The organism is Variovorax stachyos (genome assembly GCF_051400855.1).
Classification (GTDB): Bacteria; Pseudomonadota; Gammaproteobacteria; order Burkholderiales; family Burkholderiaceae_C; genus Variovorax.
In genome coordinates, this window is sequence record NZ_JBLFFN010000020.1 from 47,015 (window position 1) to 63,232 (window position 16,218).

14 protein-coding genes and 1 pseudogene are annotated in these 16,218 nt (G+C 67.9%); 13 read left to right on the top strand and 2 right to left on the bottom strand.

The window, feature by feature from the left end:
- Window position 1 precedes the first annotated feature (1 nt).
- On the bottom strand, window positions 2–457 hold the full coding sequence (locus tag ACMGEZ_RS25240) for a DUF6766 family protein (RefSeq protein WP_436825028.1): 456 nt from the start codon (window positions 455–457) through the stop codon (window positions 2–4).
- Window positions 458–626: 169 nt separating this feature from the next.
- Window positions 627–998 (bottom strand): YbaN family protein, encoded by a 372-nt coding sequence (locus ACMGEZ_RS25245; RefSeq protein WP_436825029.1) that lies wholly within the window; start codon window positions 996–998, stop codon window positions 627–629.
- Between the two features lie 149 nt (window positions 999–1,147).
- On the opposite strand from ACMGEZ_RS25245, the gene ACMGEZ_RS25250 reads away from it, so the two are divergent.
- The 13 genes and pseudogenes from ACMGEZ_RS25250 (at window position 1,148) to ACMGEZ_RS25310 (ending at window position 16,190) form a co-directional block, all read left to right on the top strand.
- Window positions 1,148–2,470: an aromatic ring-hydroxylating dioxygenase subunit alpha gene (locus ACMGEZ_RS25250; protein ID WP_436825030.1), complete on the top strand. Its 1,323-nt coding sequence runs from the start codon at window positions 1,148–1,150 to the stop codon at window positions 2,468–2,470.
- 15 nt (window positions 2,471–2,485) lie between these two features.
- Window positions 2,486–3,925 carry a glutamine synthetase family protein gene (locus ACMGEZ_RS25255; RefSeq protein ID WP_436825031.1) on the top strand — a complete coding sequence of 480 codons (1,440 nt, stop codon included), beginning with the start codon at window positions 2,486–2,488 and terminating at the stop codon, window positions 3,923–3,925.
- Between the two features lie 149 nt (window positions 3,926–4,074).
- On the top strand, window positions 4,075–5,208 hold the full coding sequence (locus ACMGEZ_RS25260) for a PepSY-associated TM helix domain-containing protein (RefSeq protein ID WP_436825032.1): 1,134 nt from the start codon (window positions 4,075–4,077) through the stop codon (window positions 5,206–5,208).
- A 172-nt stretch (window positions 5,209–5,380) separates the two neighbouring features.
- A complete protein-coding gene (locus tag ACMGEZ_RS25265) occupies window positions 5,381–7,516 on the top strand; it encodes a TonB-dependent receptor family protein (protein WP_436825074.1) in 2,136 nt (711 codons plus the stop codon).
- A gap of 55 nt (window positions 7,517–7,571) precedes the next feature.
- Window positions 7,572–8,486 (top strand): LysR family transcriptional regulator, encoded by a 915-nt coding sequence (locus tag ACMGEZ_RS25270; RefSeq protein ID WP_436825033.1) that lies wholly within the window; start codon window positions 7,572–7,574, stop codon window positions 8,484–8,486.
- A gap of 162 nt (window positions 8,487–8,648) precedes the next feature.
- Window positions 8,649–10,029 (top strand): annotated as a pseudogene (locus tag ACMGEZ_RS25275) (SLC13 family permease).
- A 48-nt stretch (window positions 10,030–10,077) separates the two neighbouring features.
- Window positions 10,078–11,760 carry a malonate decarboxylase subunit alpha gene (mdcA, locus tag ACMGEZ_RS25280; protein WP_436825034.1) on the top strand — a complete coding sequence of 561 codons (1,683 nt, stop codon included), beginning with the start codon at window positions 10,078–10,080 and terminating at the stop codon, window positions 11,758–11,760.
- A 14-nt stretch (window positions 11,761–11,774) separates the two neighbouring features.
- The gene (gene mdcC, locus ACMGEZ_RS25285; protein WP_436825035.1) at window positions 11,775–12,107 is read left to right on the top strand and encodes a malonate decarboxylase acyl carrier protein; all 333 of its coding nucleotides are present in this window, start codon (window positions 11,775–11,777) and stop codon (window positions 12,105–12,107) included.
- Window positions 12,104–12,982: a biotin-independent malonate decarboxylase subunit beta gene (locus ACMGEZ_RS25290; RefSeq protein WP_436825036.1), complete on the top strand. Its 879-nt coding sequence runs from the start codon at window positions 12,104–12,106 to the stop codon at window positions 12,980–12,982. The genes mdcC and ACMGEZ_RS25290 overlap by 4 nt, the downstream gene beginning before the upstream one ends.
- 15 nt (window positions 12,983–12,997) lie before the next feature.
- Complete coding sequence (gene mdcE, locus ACMGEZ_RS25295) at window positions 12,998–13,699, top strand: biotin-independent malonate decarboxylase subunit gamma (RefSeq protein ID WP_436825037.1); 702 nt, start codon at window positions 12,998–13,000, stop codon at window positions 13,697–13,699.
- A gap of 18 nt (window positions 13,700–13,717) precedes the next feature.
- Window positions 13,718–14,425, top strand: coding sequence for a malonate decarboxylase holo-[acyl-carrier-protein] synthase (gene mdcG / locus ACMGEZ_RS25300; protein ID WP_436825038.1), 708 nt, complete (start codon window positions 13,718–13,720; stop codon window positions 14,423–14,425).
- Entirely contained in the window at window positions 14,422–15,285 is an 864-nt protein-coding gene (locus tag ACMGEZ_RS25305) for a triphosphoribosyl-dephospho-CoA synthase (protein ID WP_436825039.1), read from the top strand. The genes mdcG and ACMGEZ_RS25305 overlap by 4 nt, the downstream gene beginning before the upstream one ends.
- The gene (locus ACMGEZ_RS25310; RefSeq protein WP_436825040.1) at window positions 15,282–16,190 is read left to right on the top strand and encodes an acyltransferase domain-containing protein; all 909 of its coding nucleotides are present in this window, start codon (window positions 15,282–15,284) and stop codon (window positions 16,188–16,190) included. The genes ACMGEZ_RS25305 and ACMGEZ_RS25310 overlap by 4 nt, the downstream gene beginning before the upstream one ends.
- The last annotated feature ends 28 nt before the right edge of the window (window positions 16,191–16,218 follow it).

Below are 16,218 nucleotides of genomic sequence, written 5' to 3' on the forward strand. Positions count from 1 at the left end.
GCTACTTCGGAGCTCCGGCCGTTGCGCTCTGCGGGTTTTGCGCCGAGTCCTTCCTGGCTGTTTCCGTCCATCGGAAGTCAGTATGTCTTCCCTCGTACGCCTGGTCGATCTGGTGGATCAGGGCATCTGCATTCTTCGGATCCACCGCTGCCAGGATCGCGTCGATCTTGGCCTCCATCCGGTCGTCGCCCTCCTTGGACTGCGGAGAGCCGACATAAAGCAGGAAGGCCAAGCCCCCGATTTGCCATAGCAGCTGCAGGAACTCCGACTGCCAGTTTTCCAAGGTGTCCCTCGACACCTGGACCAAGTAGCCCGACACCTCCACCGAAGCACCGAGTGCATTTTGCTCATCCACGTAGGCGAACCACGCGAACACCCAATGCCCCACCAGGGACAGAATGAAGAAGCCGAGGGTGACCCAGCCATAGCCGTACCGGTGCCAGATGGATTTTTTCATCTCGTGCTTTCTGGTTGTAGTGCGGGATGCTTTCGGGCGGAGCCTGTCGCATTCCCAAACCAGGGACGGTCGTCCAATTCCGATAGAAGCGCGCGGAAAATTCCCACGTTCTGTGAGCGGCAAGCGATCGGATGGCGCAGCCTGCCATGCGAGGCCCATCGCCCGATGCCTATCCTTCAGGTCGGCTCCACAGCCAGATGGCCACCATTCCCATGAGTATCGGCACTCCGGCCTTGAGCGCCCACGGTACCGGCGTAAAGAGCAGCATGATGGCGCTGCAGGCCATCATCAGCGTCGCAGCCCACTTGGCGCGGCGTGGGACCACGCCAGCACTGCGCCATTGACGGATGGGTTCGCCGTAGCGGGGATGACCGAGGAGCCACTGCTCCAGGGCAGGCCAGCCATGCCCGGCGGCCCAGGCGGCCGCCAGCAGAAAGGGCACTGTCGGGACGATCGGAAGAACGACCCCCAGCACCCCCAAGGCAAGGAACAGGATCGCCAGCAAACGCCAAAGCAGTTGTCCAACTCGGGCGCGCAGCACGGGTCGAAGCTTGGGTCGAATCCTTGTTCGGGGCGACATGCGCCGATGGTAGGCGCATTGTTCGCCTGCCCAGGCCCTGGCTTCACGCGCTGCAGTGCCGTAACAATGTATGCCACTGCATGCAACAACCCGACCCCGATGGAGCACCCATGATCAGCGCCGAACAGAACGATCTCATGACCCGCGTAAGCCCGGGCACGCCCGCAGGAAGGCTGCTGCGCCGCTACTGGCAGCCCGTCGCGCTGTCGGATGACCTGGCGGGGCCGCGTCCCATCCGGCCTGTCCAGCTGATGGGCCAGCACTTCGTGCTCTTCCGGGATGACAAGGGCCGACTCGGCATGCTGGACCGGGACTGCCCGCACCGCGGCGCCGACCTGGCGTTCGGGCGGCTCGAGGATGGCGGCATCCGCTGCGCCTTTCATGGCTGGCTGTTCGACGCCGACGGCAACTGCCTTGAAACGCCGGCGGAGCCAGCGACCAGCAAGCTGTGCACGCGCATCAAGCAGTCGGCCTATCCGGTGGTCGAACGCGCAGGCACTGTCTTCGCCTACCTCGGAGAAGGCGAGCCGCCCGCCTTTGCGGACTTCGACTGCTTCGTCGCGCCCGAGAGCCACACCTTCGCCTTCAAGGGCCTGTTCGAATGCAACTGGCTGCAGGCACTGGAGGTCGGCATCGATCCGGCCCACGCTTCCTACCTGCACCGCTTCTTCGAGGACGCCGACACCTCCGAGAGCTACGGCAGGCAATTCCGGGGCGCCTCGGCAGACTCCGACCTGCCGATCACCAAGGTGCTGCGCGAGTACGACCGCCCGGAGATCAGCGTCGAGCCGACGGACTACGGACTGCGGCTCACTGCGCTGCGCAAGCTCGACGAGTCGAGCACGCATGTGCGCGTGACCAACGTGGTGTTCCCACAGGCCTTCGTGATCCCGATGAGCGCAGAGATGACCATCTCGCAATGGCATGTGCCCGTCGACGACACCCATTGCTACTGGTACGCCATCTTCACCAGCTTCACCGGACCCGTGGACAAGCAGCAGATGCGGGAGCAGCGGCTCAAGCTCTATGAACTGCCCGACTACACCTCGCGCAAGAACAAGCGCAACAACTACGGCTTCAGCGTCGAAGAGCAGCTCACCCAGACCTACACCGGCATGGGCGACGACATCAACGTGCACGACCAGTGGGCGGTGGAATCGCAGGGCCCGATCCAGGACCGCACGCGCGAGCACCTGGGTTCGACCGACAAGGGAATCATTGCCTACCGGCGCATGCTGATGAGGGCCATCGAAAGCTCCCTGGCCGGCGAGGGCGCCCCCATGCTCATCGATGCGGCCCAGGCGCGCACGATGACGGGGCCGCCGTCCATCGACGGCATTGGCCAGGCGGGCGACACCGATGGCTACTGGCAGAGCGCCGACCGCGAGCGCCGGCTCAAATCGGACTGGGCTTGCGCCCGTCTTTCGGCTTGAGCACGGCGGCGCGCGATGAGCTCATTCGTCGATCGTCACGGCCTGTGGACCGATGACCAACTGAAGCAGGCGCAGGAACTGGTCCGCCGCATCGATGCCGGCGAGTTCGACGTCGTGCGCTTTGCGTGGCCCGACCAGCACGGACTGCTGCGCGGCAAGACGCTGGTCGCGAGCGAAGCCCGGGCGGCGCTGTGGGAGGGTGTCAACCTCACCTCGACCCTGCTCGCCAAGGACACCTCGCACAAGACGGTGTTCCCGGTTTTCTCGACAGGCGGCGGCTTCGCCATCGAGGGCTTCCAGGGTGGCGCGGACTTCACCATCGTGGCCGATCCGTCGACCTTCAAGGTGCTGCCGTGGACGCCGCGCACCGGCTGGGTGCTGTGCGACGCCTACATGGGTGACGGGAGCCCCTGCCCCTATGCGACGCGGCAGATCCTTCAGCGCGCCTTGCGCCAGCTCGACACCCAAGGGCTGGAATTCATCGCCGGGCTCGAAGTGGAGTTCCACGTCTTCAAGCTGGACGACGAGCGAATGGGGCTGGCCGATTCGGGCCAGCCCGGCGAGCCGCCGCACGTTTCCTTGCTGTCCCATGGGCACCAGTACCTGACCGAGCTGCGCTACGACCGCGTCGATCCGGTGATGGAACTGCTGCGCTCGCAGCTGGTCGCGCTGGGCCTGCCGTTGCGCTCGCTCGAGATCGAATTCGGGCCGAGCCAGTTCGAGCTCACCTTCGGCCCCACGGCCGGCGTGCTGCCGGCCGACACGATGGTGCTGCTGCGCAGCGCGATCAAGCAGATCTGCCAGCGCCACGGCTACCACGCCACCTTCATGTGCCGCCCGCGCATCCCCAATGTGATGTCCAGCGGCTGGCACCTGCACCAGTCGCTCCAGCGCAAGGCCGACGGCGTCAACGCCTTCATGCCCGAAGCGCCCGGCCAGGACCTGAGCGACCTGGGTCTGCACTACCTCGGTGGACTGAAGGAGCACGCCCGCGGTGCCGCGGCGCTGGCGAGCCCGACCATCAACGGCTACCGCCGCTACCGCCCCTTCTCCCTCGCACCCGACCGGGCGATCTGGGCGCGCGACAACCGCGGCGCGATGCTGCGCGTGCTCGGCGGACCGGGCCAGAGCGCGACCCGCATCGAAAACCGCGTGGGGGAGCCGACCGCCAATCCCTATCTCTATCTGGCGTCGCAACTGTTCTCGGGCCTGGATGGAATGCGCAAGAAGACGAATCCCGGTTCGTCCGCGGATGCGCCCTACGAGACACCTGCCGAGCAATTGCCCCGTTCGCTCGACGAAGCGCTGGCCTGCCTGCGCGGCGACGCGATGCTGAACGAGCAGATGGGCAAGTCCTTCGTCGACTACTTCTGCCACATCAAGCAGGCGGAGATCGCCCGCTTCAACCTCGAGGTCAGCGAGTGGGAACACCGCGAGTACTTCGACATGTTCTAGGCCCGTCACGCCCACGATTTCAATGTTAGGCTCGAGGGCTCCAAAGAATTTCCATGTACATGCGCCGAGCGCGCGTGTCCCCAACGAGCCAATGCGCCTCCCGTGCGCACCAGCCAACAATCCCGGGGCAGGCTTGCCCCTGAAGTGTCATGCTGCGTGCGCCGTTGAGAAGACTCTGGCTTCGGATTCACCGCTGGATCGGGCTGACGCTCGGACCCGTCCTCGCTTTCATCGCCCTGCTCGGCGCGGTGCTGGTCGTGGCGCAGCCGCTGGATCGCCTGGCCCACCCCACCCTCTTCGTCGCCCGCTCTGGCGCTGAGCTCCCCGCCGCGTCCGCGGCCTCCGCTGTGCCGCTGGAGCCCTTGCGCCGACGCCTGCTCGCGGAGTTCGGCCCTGACACCAACTTCACGCTGCGCCCGCCACGCCAGCCCGGCGAGACGATCTGGGTCCTGGTGCGCGGCAAGTGGGAAGGCACGGTGTATCTCGACCCCGTGACCGGCGCAGAGCAAGGCCGCCGCGGCGCGCAGGAGGGTGCCTACAACCTGATCTTCAAGATCCACAGCAGCCTCCTGCTCGGCAGCACCGGCAAGGGCATCCTCGCCTTCGTGGCGCTGGCCTACCTGTTCCTGCTCGTCACGGGTCTGGTGCTGTGGTGGCCGGTGCGCTGGCCACCGTCGCTGCGCATCGTGCTGGATCGAGGCCTGGTCCGCGGGCTGTTCGACCTGCATCGCACGGGCGGCGCGGTGCTGGGCCTGCTGATTGCGGTTTCTGTCGCCACCGGCGCGTACATGGCGTGGCGCCCACTGGGAGATGCCATCTCCCGGAGCCTCGGGCAGCAGCCGTTCAAGCCGCCGGTGATCGCCAAGGGCAGCGCCATCGGCGCGCGCCTGACGCTCGACGCACTCGTGGCGCGCGCCCGACAGGTCTACCCGGGCCAACCGATCGGCTTCGTGCTGGTGCCGGGCAAGGCGGATCAGCCGGTGCGCGTGCGTTTCCGGCTTGCGGACGACCCGCACCCGAATGGCATCAGCTCGGTGTGGCTGAACCCGGTGAGCGGCGAAGTGCTTGCCGTGCGCAAGTGGCAGGACCTGGATCCCGGCAACGGCGCGGTGGCAGTGATCTTTCCGCTGCACACAGGTCAATTGGGCGGGCTGGTCCACGAGGCCATCACGGCGCTGCTCGGCCTCGCGCTGGCTGGCCTGGGCCTGAGCGGCGTCTGGCTGTGGTGGCGCCGCCGCTCGGCGGCGCGTGCGGCGCGCGGCAACGCCATTGCGGGCGCATGACGTCCAGGTCTCGCAACAGCGAGGCTGGCGCAGCCGGACTCATCGAGGCCGCACCGCGCCGCTCGGCCCCGGCACGCTTCCGGTTCGGCCTGCTTTTTCTTCCGTCCTCTTTTCAACCATTCAGAGCATTCAAGGAGTTTCAGTGTCCCCTTTCCAGCGCACAGCCATCGCGATGGCGTTGCTTCCCATCGGCCTGCCGGGCTTCGCTGCCGAGGGCGACGCGTCCGAACCCACCGGGGACAAGGCGCTCGGCGCCATCACCGTCACTGGCGACTGGCTCGGCAGCTCCAGCGAGAGCAAGGTGCTCGAGCACCCCGGCGCGCGGACGATCATCGAGCAGCGCCAGATCCGCGAAAGCGGCGCCAGCAGCGTGCGCGAAGTCTTGCGCCAGGTGCCGGGCGTTCAAGTGCAGGAGAGCAATGGCACCGGCGGCAGCGACATCTCGCTCAACGTCGGCGTGCGTGGCCTCACCTCCCGCCTGTCGCCGCGTTCCACCATCCTGATGGACGGCGTGCCGCTGGCCTACGCGCCCTATGGCCAGCCGCAGCTTTCGCTGGCGCCCTTGGCGCTGGGCAACATCGAGATGGTGGACGTGGTGCGCGGTGCCGGCTCGGTGCGCTACGGCCCTCAGAACGTGGGCGGCATCATCAACTTCGTGACGCGCGCGATCCCTGCGACGTTCGCGGCCGAGGCCGGTGTCGGCGTGGAGAGCGCGAGCCACGGCGGCGGCACCAAGTCGACGCCGACACTGTTCGTCGGCGGCACCAACGACAAGGGCCTGGGCATGGCGCTGCTGTATTCGGGCACGCACGGCGACGGATGGCGCCAGGGCAACGACCACATTCGCCTGGACGACGTGATGCTCAAGGGCAGCTATCGCTTCTCGAAAACCGACGACGTCGCCGTCTCGCTGCACCACTTCGAGGGTCAGGGGCGCATGCCCGGTGGCCTGACGAGCGCGCAGTACGCGCTCAACCCGTTCCAGTCGGACCGCCCCTTCGACGAGTTCACCGGCCGGCGCACGGACGGCTCCGTGCGCTACACGCACAACGACGGCATCAACAAGTTCGAGCTGCTGAGCTACTACACCGACTCGTTCCGCGGAAGCCACCTCGAGCAGGAAGGCTCGGGCTCCAGCGCCGGCCAGCGCCGGCTGACCGCGGCACCGCGCGAGTACCACACCATGGCCATCGAACCGCGCTTCTCGCGCCTGTTCGACTCGGGCAGCGTGGTGCAGGAAGTCAGCATCGGCTACCGCTATCTCAAGGAAGCGAGCTCGGAAGTGGCCACGCGCAGCAGCTACTACCGGCCACGCCCGGGCTTCGACGCGACGAGGCTCGCCCAGCCGGCCTACCAGACCAGCGCCGGCGGCACGACCGCGCACGCGTTCTACATCGATGACCGCATCGACTTCGGGAACTGGACCGTCACCCCTGGCGTGCGCTACGAATCGATCCGCTCGCACAACGACGTCGTCGGCCTCACCGGCGGGCGCATCGCGAGCGTGATCGCTCCGAAGATCGACTCCAACGAAGTTCTGCCGACGGTGTCGGTGATGTACCGCATGAACGAGCGCTGGTCGCTGTTCGCGAACGCGGGCGTGTCCTTCGGCCCGCAGCAGTACGCGCAGCTCGCGCAATCGACCGAAGGACTGCACCCCGAGAAAGCCAAGACCTACGAGATCGGCACCCACTACAAGGGCGAGGCCTGGGGCGCGGAGCTCACGCTGTTCAACATCGACTTCGACAAGGAACTGCAGCTGGTGCGCTCCATCACGGGCGACGTCGGCCAGTGGACCGACCTGGGTGCCACCCGGCACCGCGGGCTGGAGTCTGCGCTGCGCTACGAGCTGGGTGACCTGAGCCCGTCGCTCAAGGGGCTGTCGCTCTCGGCGACCTACACCTACACGCAGGCCACGGCGAAGGCCGGCGCCTTCGCCGGCCGCGACCTGCCGTTCTACTCGCGCCAGGTGGCCACGCTGGGGGCGCGCTACGAGCGCGGGCCATGGACTTTCAACGCCGACGTGTATGCGCAGTCGAAGCAGCGCTCGCCGGGCTCGCCCGACCCCGGCGCCCAGTACGTCACGCTCGAGGACAGCACCGGCCGGCTCGGCGACATCCCCGGCTATGCAGTGATGAATCTGCGCGTGGGCTATGCCTTCGGCCCGTCGATGAGAAACCTGAAGCTGGCCCTGGGCGTGAAGAACCTGTTCGACCGCCGCTACTTCAACCGCTCGGTGGACAACAACGGCGGCAAGTACGTCGGCCAGCCACGAACGGTGTACCTGCAGGCAGCCATCGGGTTCTGACGATGCCGGCCCGCGCCTGGCTGCCTTACGATTCGCATCCATCCGCAGGCCCACCATGCATCTTCACGTCGACGACGAGATCACCTTCAGGAGACTCGAGATCCTGCTGGTCTTCCTGGAGACCGGCAATCTTGCCCGCGCGGCAGAGAAGCTCGAGATCAGCGCCGTCAGCGTGCACCGTGCCTTGCATGCGCTTGAAACCGGGCTGCGCTGCGCGTTGTTCCGGCATGAAGGCCGCAACCTGCATCCGACCGAAGCCGCGCACGCGCTGGCGGAGGTCGCGCGCGAGGTGCTTCGCAGCATGTCCGAGGGTATCCGCGCCACGCGGGAAGTCGCCGGCTACTCGGCCGACCGGATCCGCATCGGTTCGCTCTATTCCCTGACCAGTCGCACGGTGCCGCAACTGATCATGGGAATGAAGCTGCGCATGCCGGACCTGCACACGGAGCTCGTGCTCGGGTCCAATGCGCACCTGCTGCAGAAGCTGAGGGACGGGGCGATCGATGCTGCCGTCATGGCGATCCCCGAGGATGCCTCGGACGTCGAATCGGAGCCGCTCTTCCAGGACGACATCTATTTCGCCGCACCGGTGGATTCTCCCTACTCGGCGCAAAAGGAGATCGACTTGAGCGCCTGCGCCGGCGAACGCTTCGTGAGCCTGAGCGAAGGCTTCGTCACCTACAGCGGTTTCATGGAGTCGTTCCGCGTGGCCGGCTTCACGCCGAACGTGGTGATGAAGACCGGCGACATCTTCTCGTTGATGAACCTGGTCGGCGGCGGCGTCGGCTACACCCTGCTGCCGGGGCGCGTGCGCGGCGCCATGCCTCAGAAGGTGCAGTTGATCCCGTTGCAGCCCAGGTACCTGATGCGACAGACCATCGCGCTCAACTTCCTGCGCACGCGCGAGCGCGACCCCAACCTGCTCGCACTGCTGTCGGTGTGCCGCATGGCAAGAGCGTCGCTCGCCTGAGCGCGCTCGGCCGGCTGGGGTACGCGGGTTAACCCTCGATCGTTTCAGAAGGCGTAAAGGTCGACGGTCCCGCTTCATTGATCGTCCCGGAGGGGGTGCGTACCGTACGCACCCAGACGCACGGAGCATCTGCGTCGCGCCCACAACACCGGAGACGCCTCGATGAGTTCACATTGGATCTCGATCTACGCACTGGTCGGCATGTTCGTGCTCGCCACGGTGCTGCCGATCAACATGGGCGTGATCGCCTTCGTCGGCGCGTTCCTGGTCGGCACGCTGGTCGCCGGCATGAACGCAAAGGCCATCATGGGCGGCTTTCCCGCCGACCTGTTCCTCACGCTGGTGGGCATCACCTACCTGTTTGCGCTGGCGCAGAACAACGGCACCATCGACTGGCTCGTCAAGCTGGCGGTGCGTGCGGTGCGCGGGCGCATTGCGGCCATTCCGTGGATCATGTTCTTCATCGCAGCGCTGCTCACGGCGGTGGGGGCGGTCAGCCCTGCCGCCGTGGCCATCATCGCGCCGATTGCGCTGGGCTTTGCCGCCAAGTACGGCATCAATCCGCTGCTCATGGGCTTGATGGTCGTGCACGGCGCGCAGGGCGGCGGCTTCTCGCCCATCAGCATCTATGGCGGCATCACCAACAAGATCGTCGCCAAGGCCGGCTTGCCGCTCAACGAGCTGGCGACCATGTTCTCCAGCCTGGCGGTCAACCTGTCGGTGTCGCTGCTGCTGTTCTTCCTCATGGGCGGCATGAAGTTGCTGCGCCAGAAGGCCGACGTGAGCGGCGCAGTGCCGGCCGCCGGCCACGCGCCGCACGGCGCATGCACAGGGCGGAGCGCAAGTGTTCGGCGGCGCGGAGGCCGAATCGTTCGCCGAAGAGCGGCGCGTCGCGACTGCGGCTGGCGAGTCGCTCATGGACGCGGCGCCGGCGGCCCCGGCCGACCAGGGTTCGCGCCCCTACCAGGTCGTCACCGTGCTGGGCCTGCTGGCGCTGGCCGTGCTCACGCTGTTCTTCAAGCTGGACATCGGCTTCGTCTCGATCACCATCGGGTTGCTGCTCACGTTGATGGCGCCCAACCTGCAGAAGCGCGCCCTGGGCCAGGTGTCCTGGCCGGAGATCATGCTGATCGTCGGCGTGAGCACCTACGTGGGCGTGATGGACAAGATGGGCACGATCGACTTCGTCGGCCACAGCGTGGCCGGCCTCACCTCCCCCATGATGGCCGCGCTGCTGCTGTGCTTCGTCGGCGCCGTGGTGTCGGCCTTCGCATCGTCGACGGCGGTGCTCGGCTCGCTCATCCCGCTGGCGGTGCCCTTCCTGCAGGGCGACGCCGGCGTCAGCGCAGTCGGCTTCATCGCGGCGATGGCCGTGTCCTCGACCATTGTCGACGTCAGTCCGTTCTCCACCAACGGCGCGCTGGTGCTCGCCAACGCCAAGGGCGTGGACCGCGACGTGTTCTTCCGGCAGCTGATGGTGTATGGCGCCATCGTGACCGTGGTCGCACCGGTGGTGGTGTGGCTGCTCTTCGTGGTGCTGTGAGGCCGCGCCAGCGTTTCGATTCCACTCCATTCATTTCAACGGACTCCAATGAACCCCAGATCCTGGACCGCGAAGGCTGACGACCGCGCCGCCCGCCTGGCGCGTGCCGCCGAAGCACTCGGGACGCGACTCGCAGGCAAGCGCGTCGACACCGAAGCGATCGCCACCTTGCTCGAAGCGGTGCTCTCGCCCGGCGATCGCGTCTGCCTCGAAGGCAACAACCAGAAGCAGGCCGACTTCCTGGCGCAGGCGCTGGTGCAGGTCGATCCGCAGCGCGTGCATGGCCTGCACATGGTGCAGTCGGTGCTGTCGCTGCCCGAACACCTGGACATCTTCGAGAACGGGGTGGCCGCCAGGCTCGACTTCAGCTTCTCGGGGCCGCAGGGCGCGCGCCTGGCCAAGCTGGTGTCGGCCGGCGGTATCGAGATCGGGGCGATCCACACCTACCTCGAGCTGTTCGCGCGCTACTTCATCGACCTGACGCCCAAGGTCGCGCTGGTCGCCGCGCAGGCGGCCGACGCCGAAGGCAATCTCTACACCGGCCCCAACACCGAGGACACGCCGGCCATCGTCGAGGCGACGGCGTTCTCGGGTGGCATCGTGATTGCGCAGGTCAACGAAATGGTGGACGGGAAGACCACCACGCTGCCGCGCATCGACATCCCGGCCGGCTGGGTGAACTTCGTGGTGAAGGCGCCGCGCCCCAATTTCATCGAGCCGCTGTTCACGCGCGACCCGGCGCAGATCAGCGAGGTGCAGATCCTGATGGCGATGATGGCGATCAAGGGCATTTATGCCGAGTACGGCGTGCAGCGCCTGAACCACGGCATCGGCTTCGACACGGCCGCTATCGAGCTGCTGCTGCCGACCTATGCCGAGTCGCTCGGCCTCAAGGGCAGGATCGGCAAGCACTGGGCGTTGAATCCGCATCCGGCACTCATCCCCGCCATCGAGGCGGGATGGGTCGAATCGGTGCACTCCTTCGGCTCCGAGCTCGGCATGGAGGACTACATCCGCGCGCGCTCGGACGTGTTCTTCACCGGCCCCGACGGCAGCCTGCGCAGCAACCGTGCCTTCTGCCAGGCAGCCGGCCACTACGCCTGCGACATGTTCATCGGCTCGACCTTGCAGATCGACCTCGACGGCAACAGCTCCACCGCGACGCTGGGCCGTATCGCCGGCTTCGGCGGCGCCCCCAACATGGGCGCCGATGCGCGCGGGCGGCGCCATGGCAGCCCGGCCTGGCTCAAGGCAGGGCGCGAGGCGCGTGCCGGGCGCAGCGGCGCGGCCGGCACGCCACGTGGGCAGAAGCTGGTCGTGCAGATGGTCGAGACCTTCCGCGAGCACATGCAGCCGGCCTTCGTCGACCGGCTCGACGCCTGGACGCTGCAGGAGCAGGCGGGCATGGACCTGCCGCCGATCATGATCTACGGCGACGACGTCTCGCACATCCTCACCGAGGAAGGCATTGCCAACCTTCTGCTGTGCCGCAGCGACGCGGAGCGCGAGCAGGCCATCCGCGGCGTTGCCGGCTACACCGCCGTGGGCCTGGCGCGCGACCGCCGCGCGGTGGAGAACCTGCGCGACCGCGGCGTCATCCGCCGGCCGCAGGACCTCGGGATCGACCCTCGACAGGCCACGCGCAACCTGCTGGCCGCACGCAGCATGCGCGACCTGGTGCGTGCCTCGGGCGGGTTGTACCAGCCGCCCAAGCGCTTCAGAAACTGGTGACAGGAGATTCGACCATGAGTGACGTCCCCGCAGGCCTCGAAACCCTGGACTTCTCTTTCTCCGGCGGCCGGCCCGCCGGCGCCTTTGCGCCGGTGCTGGTCGGCGTCGTCGGCTCCGGCAATCTCGAAGTCATGCTCGAGCCGGCCGACGGCAACGACTGCGCGGTGCGCGTCGAGACTTCGGCACGCGGCTTCAGTCCCATCTGGCAGGCCGTGATGAACGACTTCCATGCGCGCCATCCGCTGGCCGGCGTTCGCGTCTCGATCAACGACATGGGCGCCACGCCCGCGGTGGTGAGCCTGCGGCTCGACCAGGCGGTGGCGGAGATCACCGGAGGACAGCCATGATCAGCTATGCCGAATGCTCGGCGCGCGAGCGACTGGCGCTGCTGCTCGACACCGGCAGCTTTCACGAATGGCTGGCGCCCGCCGAGCGCGTCACCAGCCCGCACCTGGCGCAGCTCGGCGTGCCCTCGGCCTTCGACGATGGCGTGGCCATCGGACGCGCGACGCTGGATGGCCGCCAGGTGTTCGTTGCCGCCCAGGAAGGCGCATTCATGGGCGGCGGCGTCGGCGAGGTGCATGGCGCCAAGCTGGTTGGCCTGCTGCGGCGCGCGCTGCGCGACCGGCCTGCGGCCGTGCTGTTGCTGGCCGAATCGGGCGGCGTGCGCTTGCACGAGGCCAACGCGGGGCTGATCGCGGTGTCGGAGGTCATGCGCGCACTGCTCGATGTGCGCGCGGCCGGCATCCCGGTGATCGTCTTGATCGGTGGGGCCAACGGCTGCTTCGGCGGCATGGGCATCGTGGCACGCTGTGCCGACTTCATCGTGATGAGCGATGCAGGGCGGCTGGCGATGTCGGGGCCCGAGGTGATCGAAGCATCCCACGGCGTGGAGGAGTTCGATTCGCGCGACCGTGCGCTGGTCTGGCGCACGACCGGCGGCAAGCACCGCTGGCTGATGCGCGACTGCGACGCGCTGGTCGAAGACGACGTCGAGGAGTTTCGCGCGGCCGCCGTCGCGGCGATCGGTGCGTCGAAGCCACTCACCCTGGAGGCTCTGGAGGAGGAGCACACGCTGCTCACCGCCCGCCTGCATGCCCTGCCGGGCGACCTCGCCGGCCGCGACGAGGCCACGCAGCTTTGGCGCGCGCTCGGCATCGCCGACGCGGAGCGTGTCCCTGATCTTCCGGTGGAAGCCGTGCGCGCCCTGCGCACCAACTAGTCGAGGAGTCATCGAATGCAATGGAATTCCCTTGTCACCGAGCTCTTCGGTCCCTATCACGGCATGCGCGCCGCGGACGACTTTCTGCAGGGCGAAGTGATCTTCGAAGGCGAACCGCTCACGGTGATCGGCACCACCAACCATGCGCCGATCGGAGTCCGGCTCGCGCTGGCGCAGGCCCGCGTGGTGCTGGACACCCTCACGCGCCATCCAGGCCGCCCGATCCTGCTGCTGATCGACACGCAGGGCCAGCAGCTTCGCCGCCGCGATGAACTGCTCGGCATCAATCGCGCGATGGCGCACCTCGGCACGTGCATCGACCTGGCGCGGCGCCGCGGTCATCGCGTGATCGGGCTGGTGTACGACCAGGCCTTGTCCGGCGGCTTCATCACCTCGGGCTTGATCGCGGACGCCTGCTACGCCCTGCCCGATGCCGAGATCCGCGTCATGGGCATTCCTGCCATGGCACGCGTGACCAAGCTGCCGGAGGACAAACTCAGAGCGCTCTCCGAATCCAACCCGGTCTTCGCGCCGGGCGTGCAGAACTACGTGGCCATGGGAGGCGTGCGCGCGCTGTGGCGCGGTGACCTGCAGGCCTGCCTGCGTAGCGCGCTGGCCGAGACGCCGCCCCAGGACCAGCGCGCCCAGGACGGCGCCGAACGGGGTGGACGACGGCTTGCCGCAGGCGTCGTGCAGCGCGTCCTGGAAGCCGCATGAACACCGCATGACCGCCGCATGACCCCCATGGTTCCTTTGCGCCGCCACCAGCTCGCCCGCCTGTCGGAGGCCGGCTGGAGCACCGTACTCGCCCGGCCGTGGGATGCGGTGGCGCGCGACTGCCTGGATCACTGGGCGACGCATCGGCTGCCATTGGTGGTGACGCGTCAGCCGGTCGATGCGGCTGCGGGGGCCTGGATCGCGCTCGGACTGTCCTGCCCAAAGCGCTGGGATCGGCGCCGGCTCGCGCTGCAGGTGCCGCGCACTGCAGTGCTTTTCTTCGACGAGTTCCCGCGCCTTGCCGATGTGCGATGGATGCTGCCGCAATCTGCGCGAGCCGCGGTTCGTGAGCTGCTTGCGAGACTCGATGAGCAGCAGGCGACAACGCGGGTATTCGGCAGCTACGGGTGGCAAGCGATCAGCGGTCTCGACCACGTGCGCCCGGACTCCGACCTCGATCTGGCGATCGGCGTCGATGGGCCGACGCATGCGGATGCTGCGGCACGTGTCCTCCAGTCCTTCGGCACGGCACGGCTGCGGCTGGACGGCGAGCTCGTATTCCTCGATGGCGCCGCTGTTGCGTGGCGGGAATGGATCGATTGGCGCGCCGGACGCGCGCGGGCGCTTCTGGTCAAGCGGCTGCAGGGCGCGAGCCTTCAGATGGATGCCGCGCCATGCGAGCGCGCTCAGGGCATGGGGTTGGGCCTGGGGCTGGCGGCAGGATGAAGAAGGGCGCGCTCTCGCTGCGATCGGACCCGCCACTCACGCCGGCGGCGATCGGGCGCGCGGCCACGCTCGCGCTGCATGACGAACTTTCACTGGCGCCAAAACCCGGCCTCGTGACATTGATCGACTCCGGCAGCCACGAGGACATGGACGCGCACACCTTCATGCGCAGCCTGTTCTCGCTGCGCAGGTACTTCGTCGGGATCGCCGAAGCCGGCGCACGCGGCGCAGAGTTCGATGTGCTCGAGCGCTACGGCATCGCGGCAGAGGCGCGCATGCTCGCTGCCACCGGCGGCGTCAACACGCATCGCGGTGCGATCTTCATGCTCGGCCTCTTGTGCGCCGCGGCGGGCGCCGCCTGCCGAGAGCATGGCGCCGCGCCGCATCCGGAGCAGCTGCGAGATGCCTTGCGCCAGCATTGGGGCGATGCGCTCGCCAGCCGCGCACGGCGTGCGCCGGTGCTGCCGGGCGGCATTGCCGCGCGGCGGCACCATCTGCGCGGCGCATCCGAAGAGGCGGCGCTGGCGTTTCCGGTGCTGTTCGAGACCGCCCTCCCCGCGATGCGGCGAGGCATCGCCCGCGGCCTGACGCCTTCGCAGACCCGGATCGACACCCTCTTCCACATCGTCGCCGTGCTGGACGACAGCAACCTCGCGCATCGCGGCGGGCTCGACGGCCTGCGCTGGGCGCAGCGTGCCGCGCGGGACTTCCTCGACCGCGGCGGCATCGCAAGACCTCGCGGGCTCCAGGAGGCGCAAGGCATTGCCGACGATTTCGTGCTGCGGCGCCTGTCGCCCGGCGGTGCGGCCGACACGCTCGCTGCCGCCTGCTGGATCGGCCGCGTGTGCCCGGTGCCATGAGCTTCGCACTGCTCTTTTCCGGCCAGGGCAACCAGCATCCGGCGATGCTGCCGTGGCTGGCCGACGACGGGATCGTGCGCGACATGCGCGCCCGGCTCGGTGTCGACGACTGGCGCCACGCCCTCGCCGACCCGCAATGGGCCGAGCGCAACGACCACGCACAGACGCTGCTGACCTGCCTCGCCCTGGCGGCCTGGGCCCAGCTGGCGCCCATGGTTCCGCCGCCGGATGCGATCGCCGGCTACAGCGTCGGGGAACTGGCGGCCTTCAGCGCGGCAGGCGTGCTCGCTGCCGACTCGAGCATCGAGCTTGCACGGCAGCGGGCGCACGCGATGGATGCATGTGCGGCGCGTGCCCCCGGCGGGCTGCTGGCCGTCACCGGCATCTCCGAGCGGGAGCTCGACCGGCTGCGCGCCGAGGCCGGCGTTGAAGTCGCCATACGCAACAGCGGCCTGAACGTGATCGTCGGCGGGCCGCTCGATGCGCTGGAAGACGCCGAACGCATGGCCGTCGCTGCCGGCGCGCAATGCGCGCGCTTGCGCGTCAATGTGGCATCGCACACATCGTGGATGCGCGGGGCCGCCGAGAGCTTTTCGCGAACGCTTGCAACAGTTCCGTTCCAGCCGCCGCGCGTCGTGCTGTTCAGCAACGCGGCGGACCGAATCCGGAGCGCAAGTTCCGCCAAGGCTGCGCTGGCTGCTCAGATCGCTCAGACGGTTCGTTGGGACGAATGCATGGAGAACGTCATGGCCCGGCAGGTGCGCTGCGTGCTGGAGATAGGTCCTGGCCAAGCCCTGGCGCGCATGTGGAATCAGCGCTGGCCCACGGTCCCGGCTCGCGCCTGCGACGATTTTCGAAGTGCGGCAGCGGTGGCGGCATGGCTGCGTAGCCATGCGGACCGATGAATCAGGCTCCAGCTGTAGGTTGCCGACC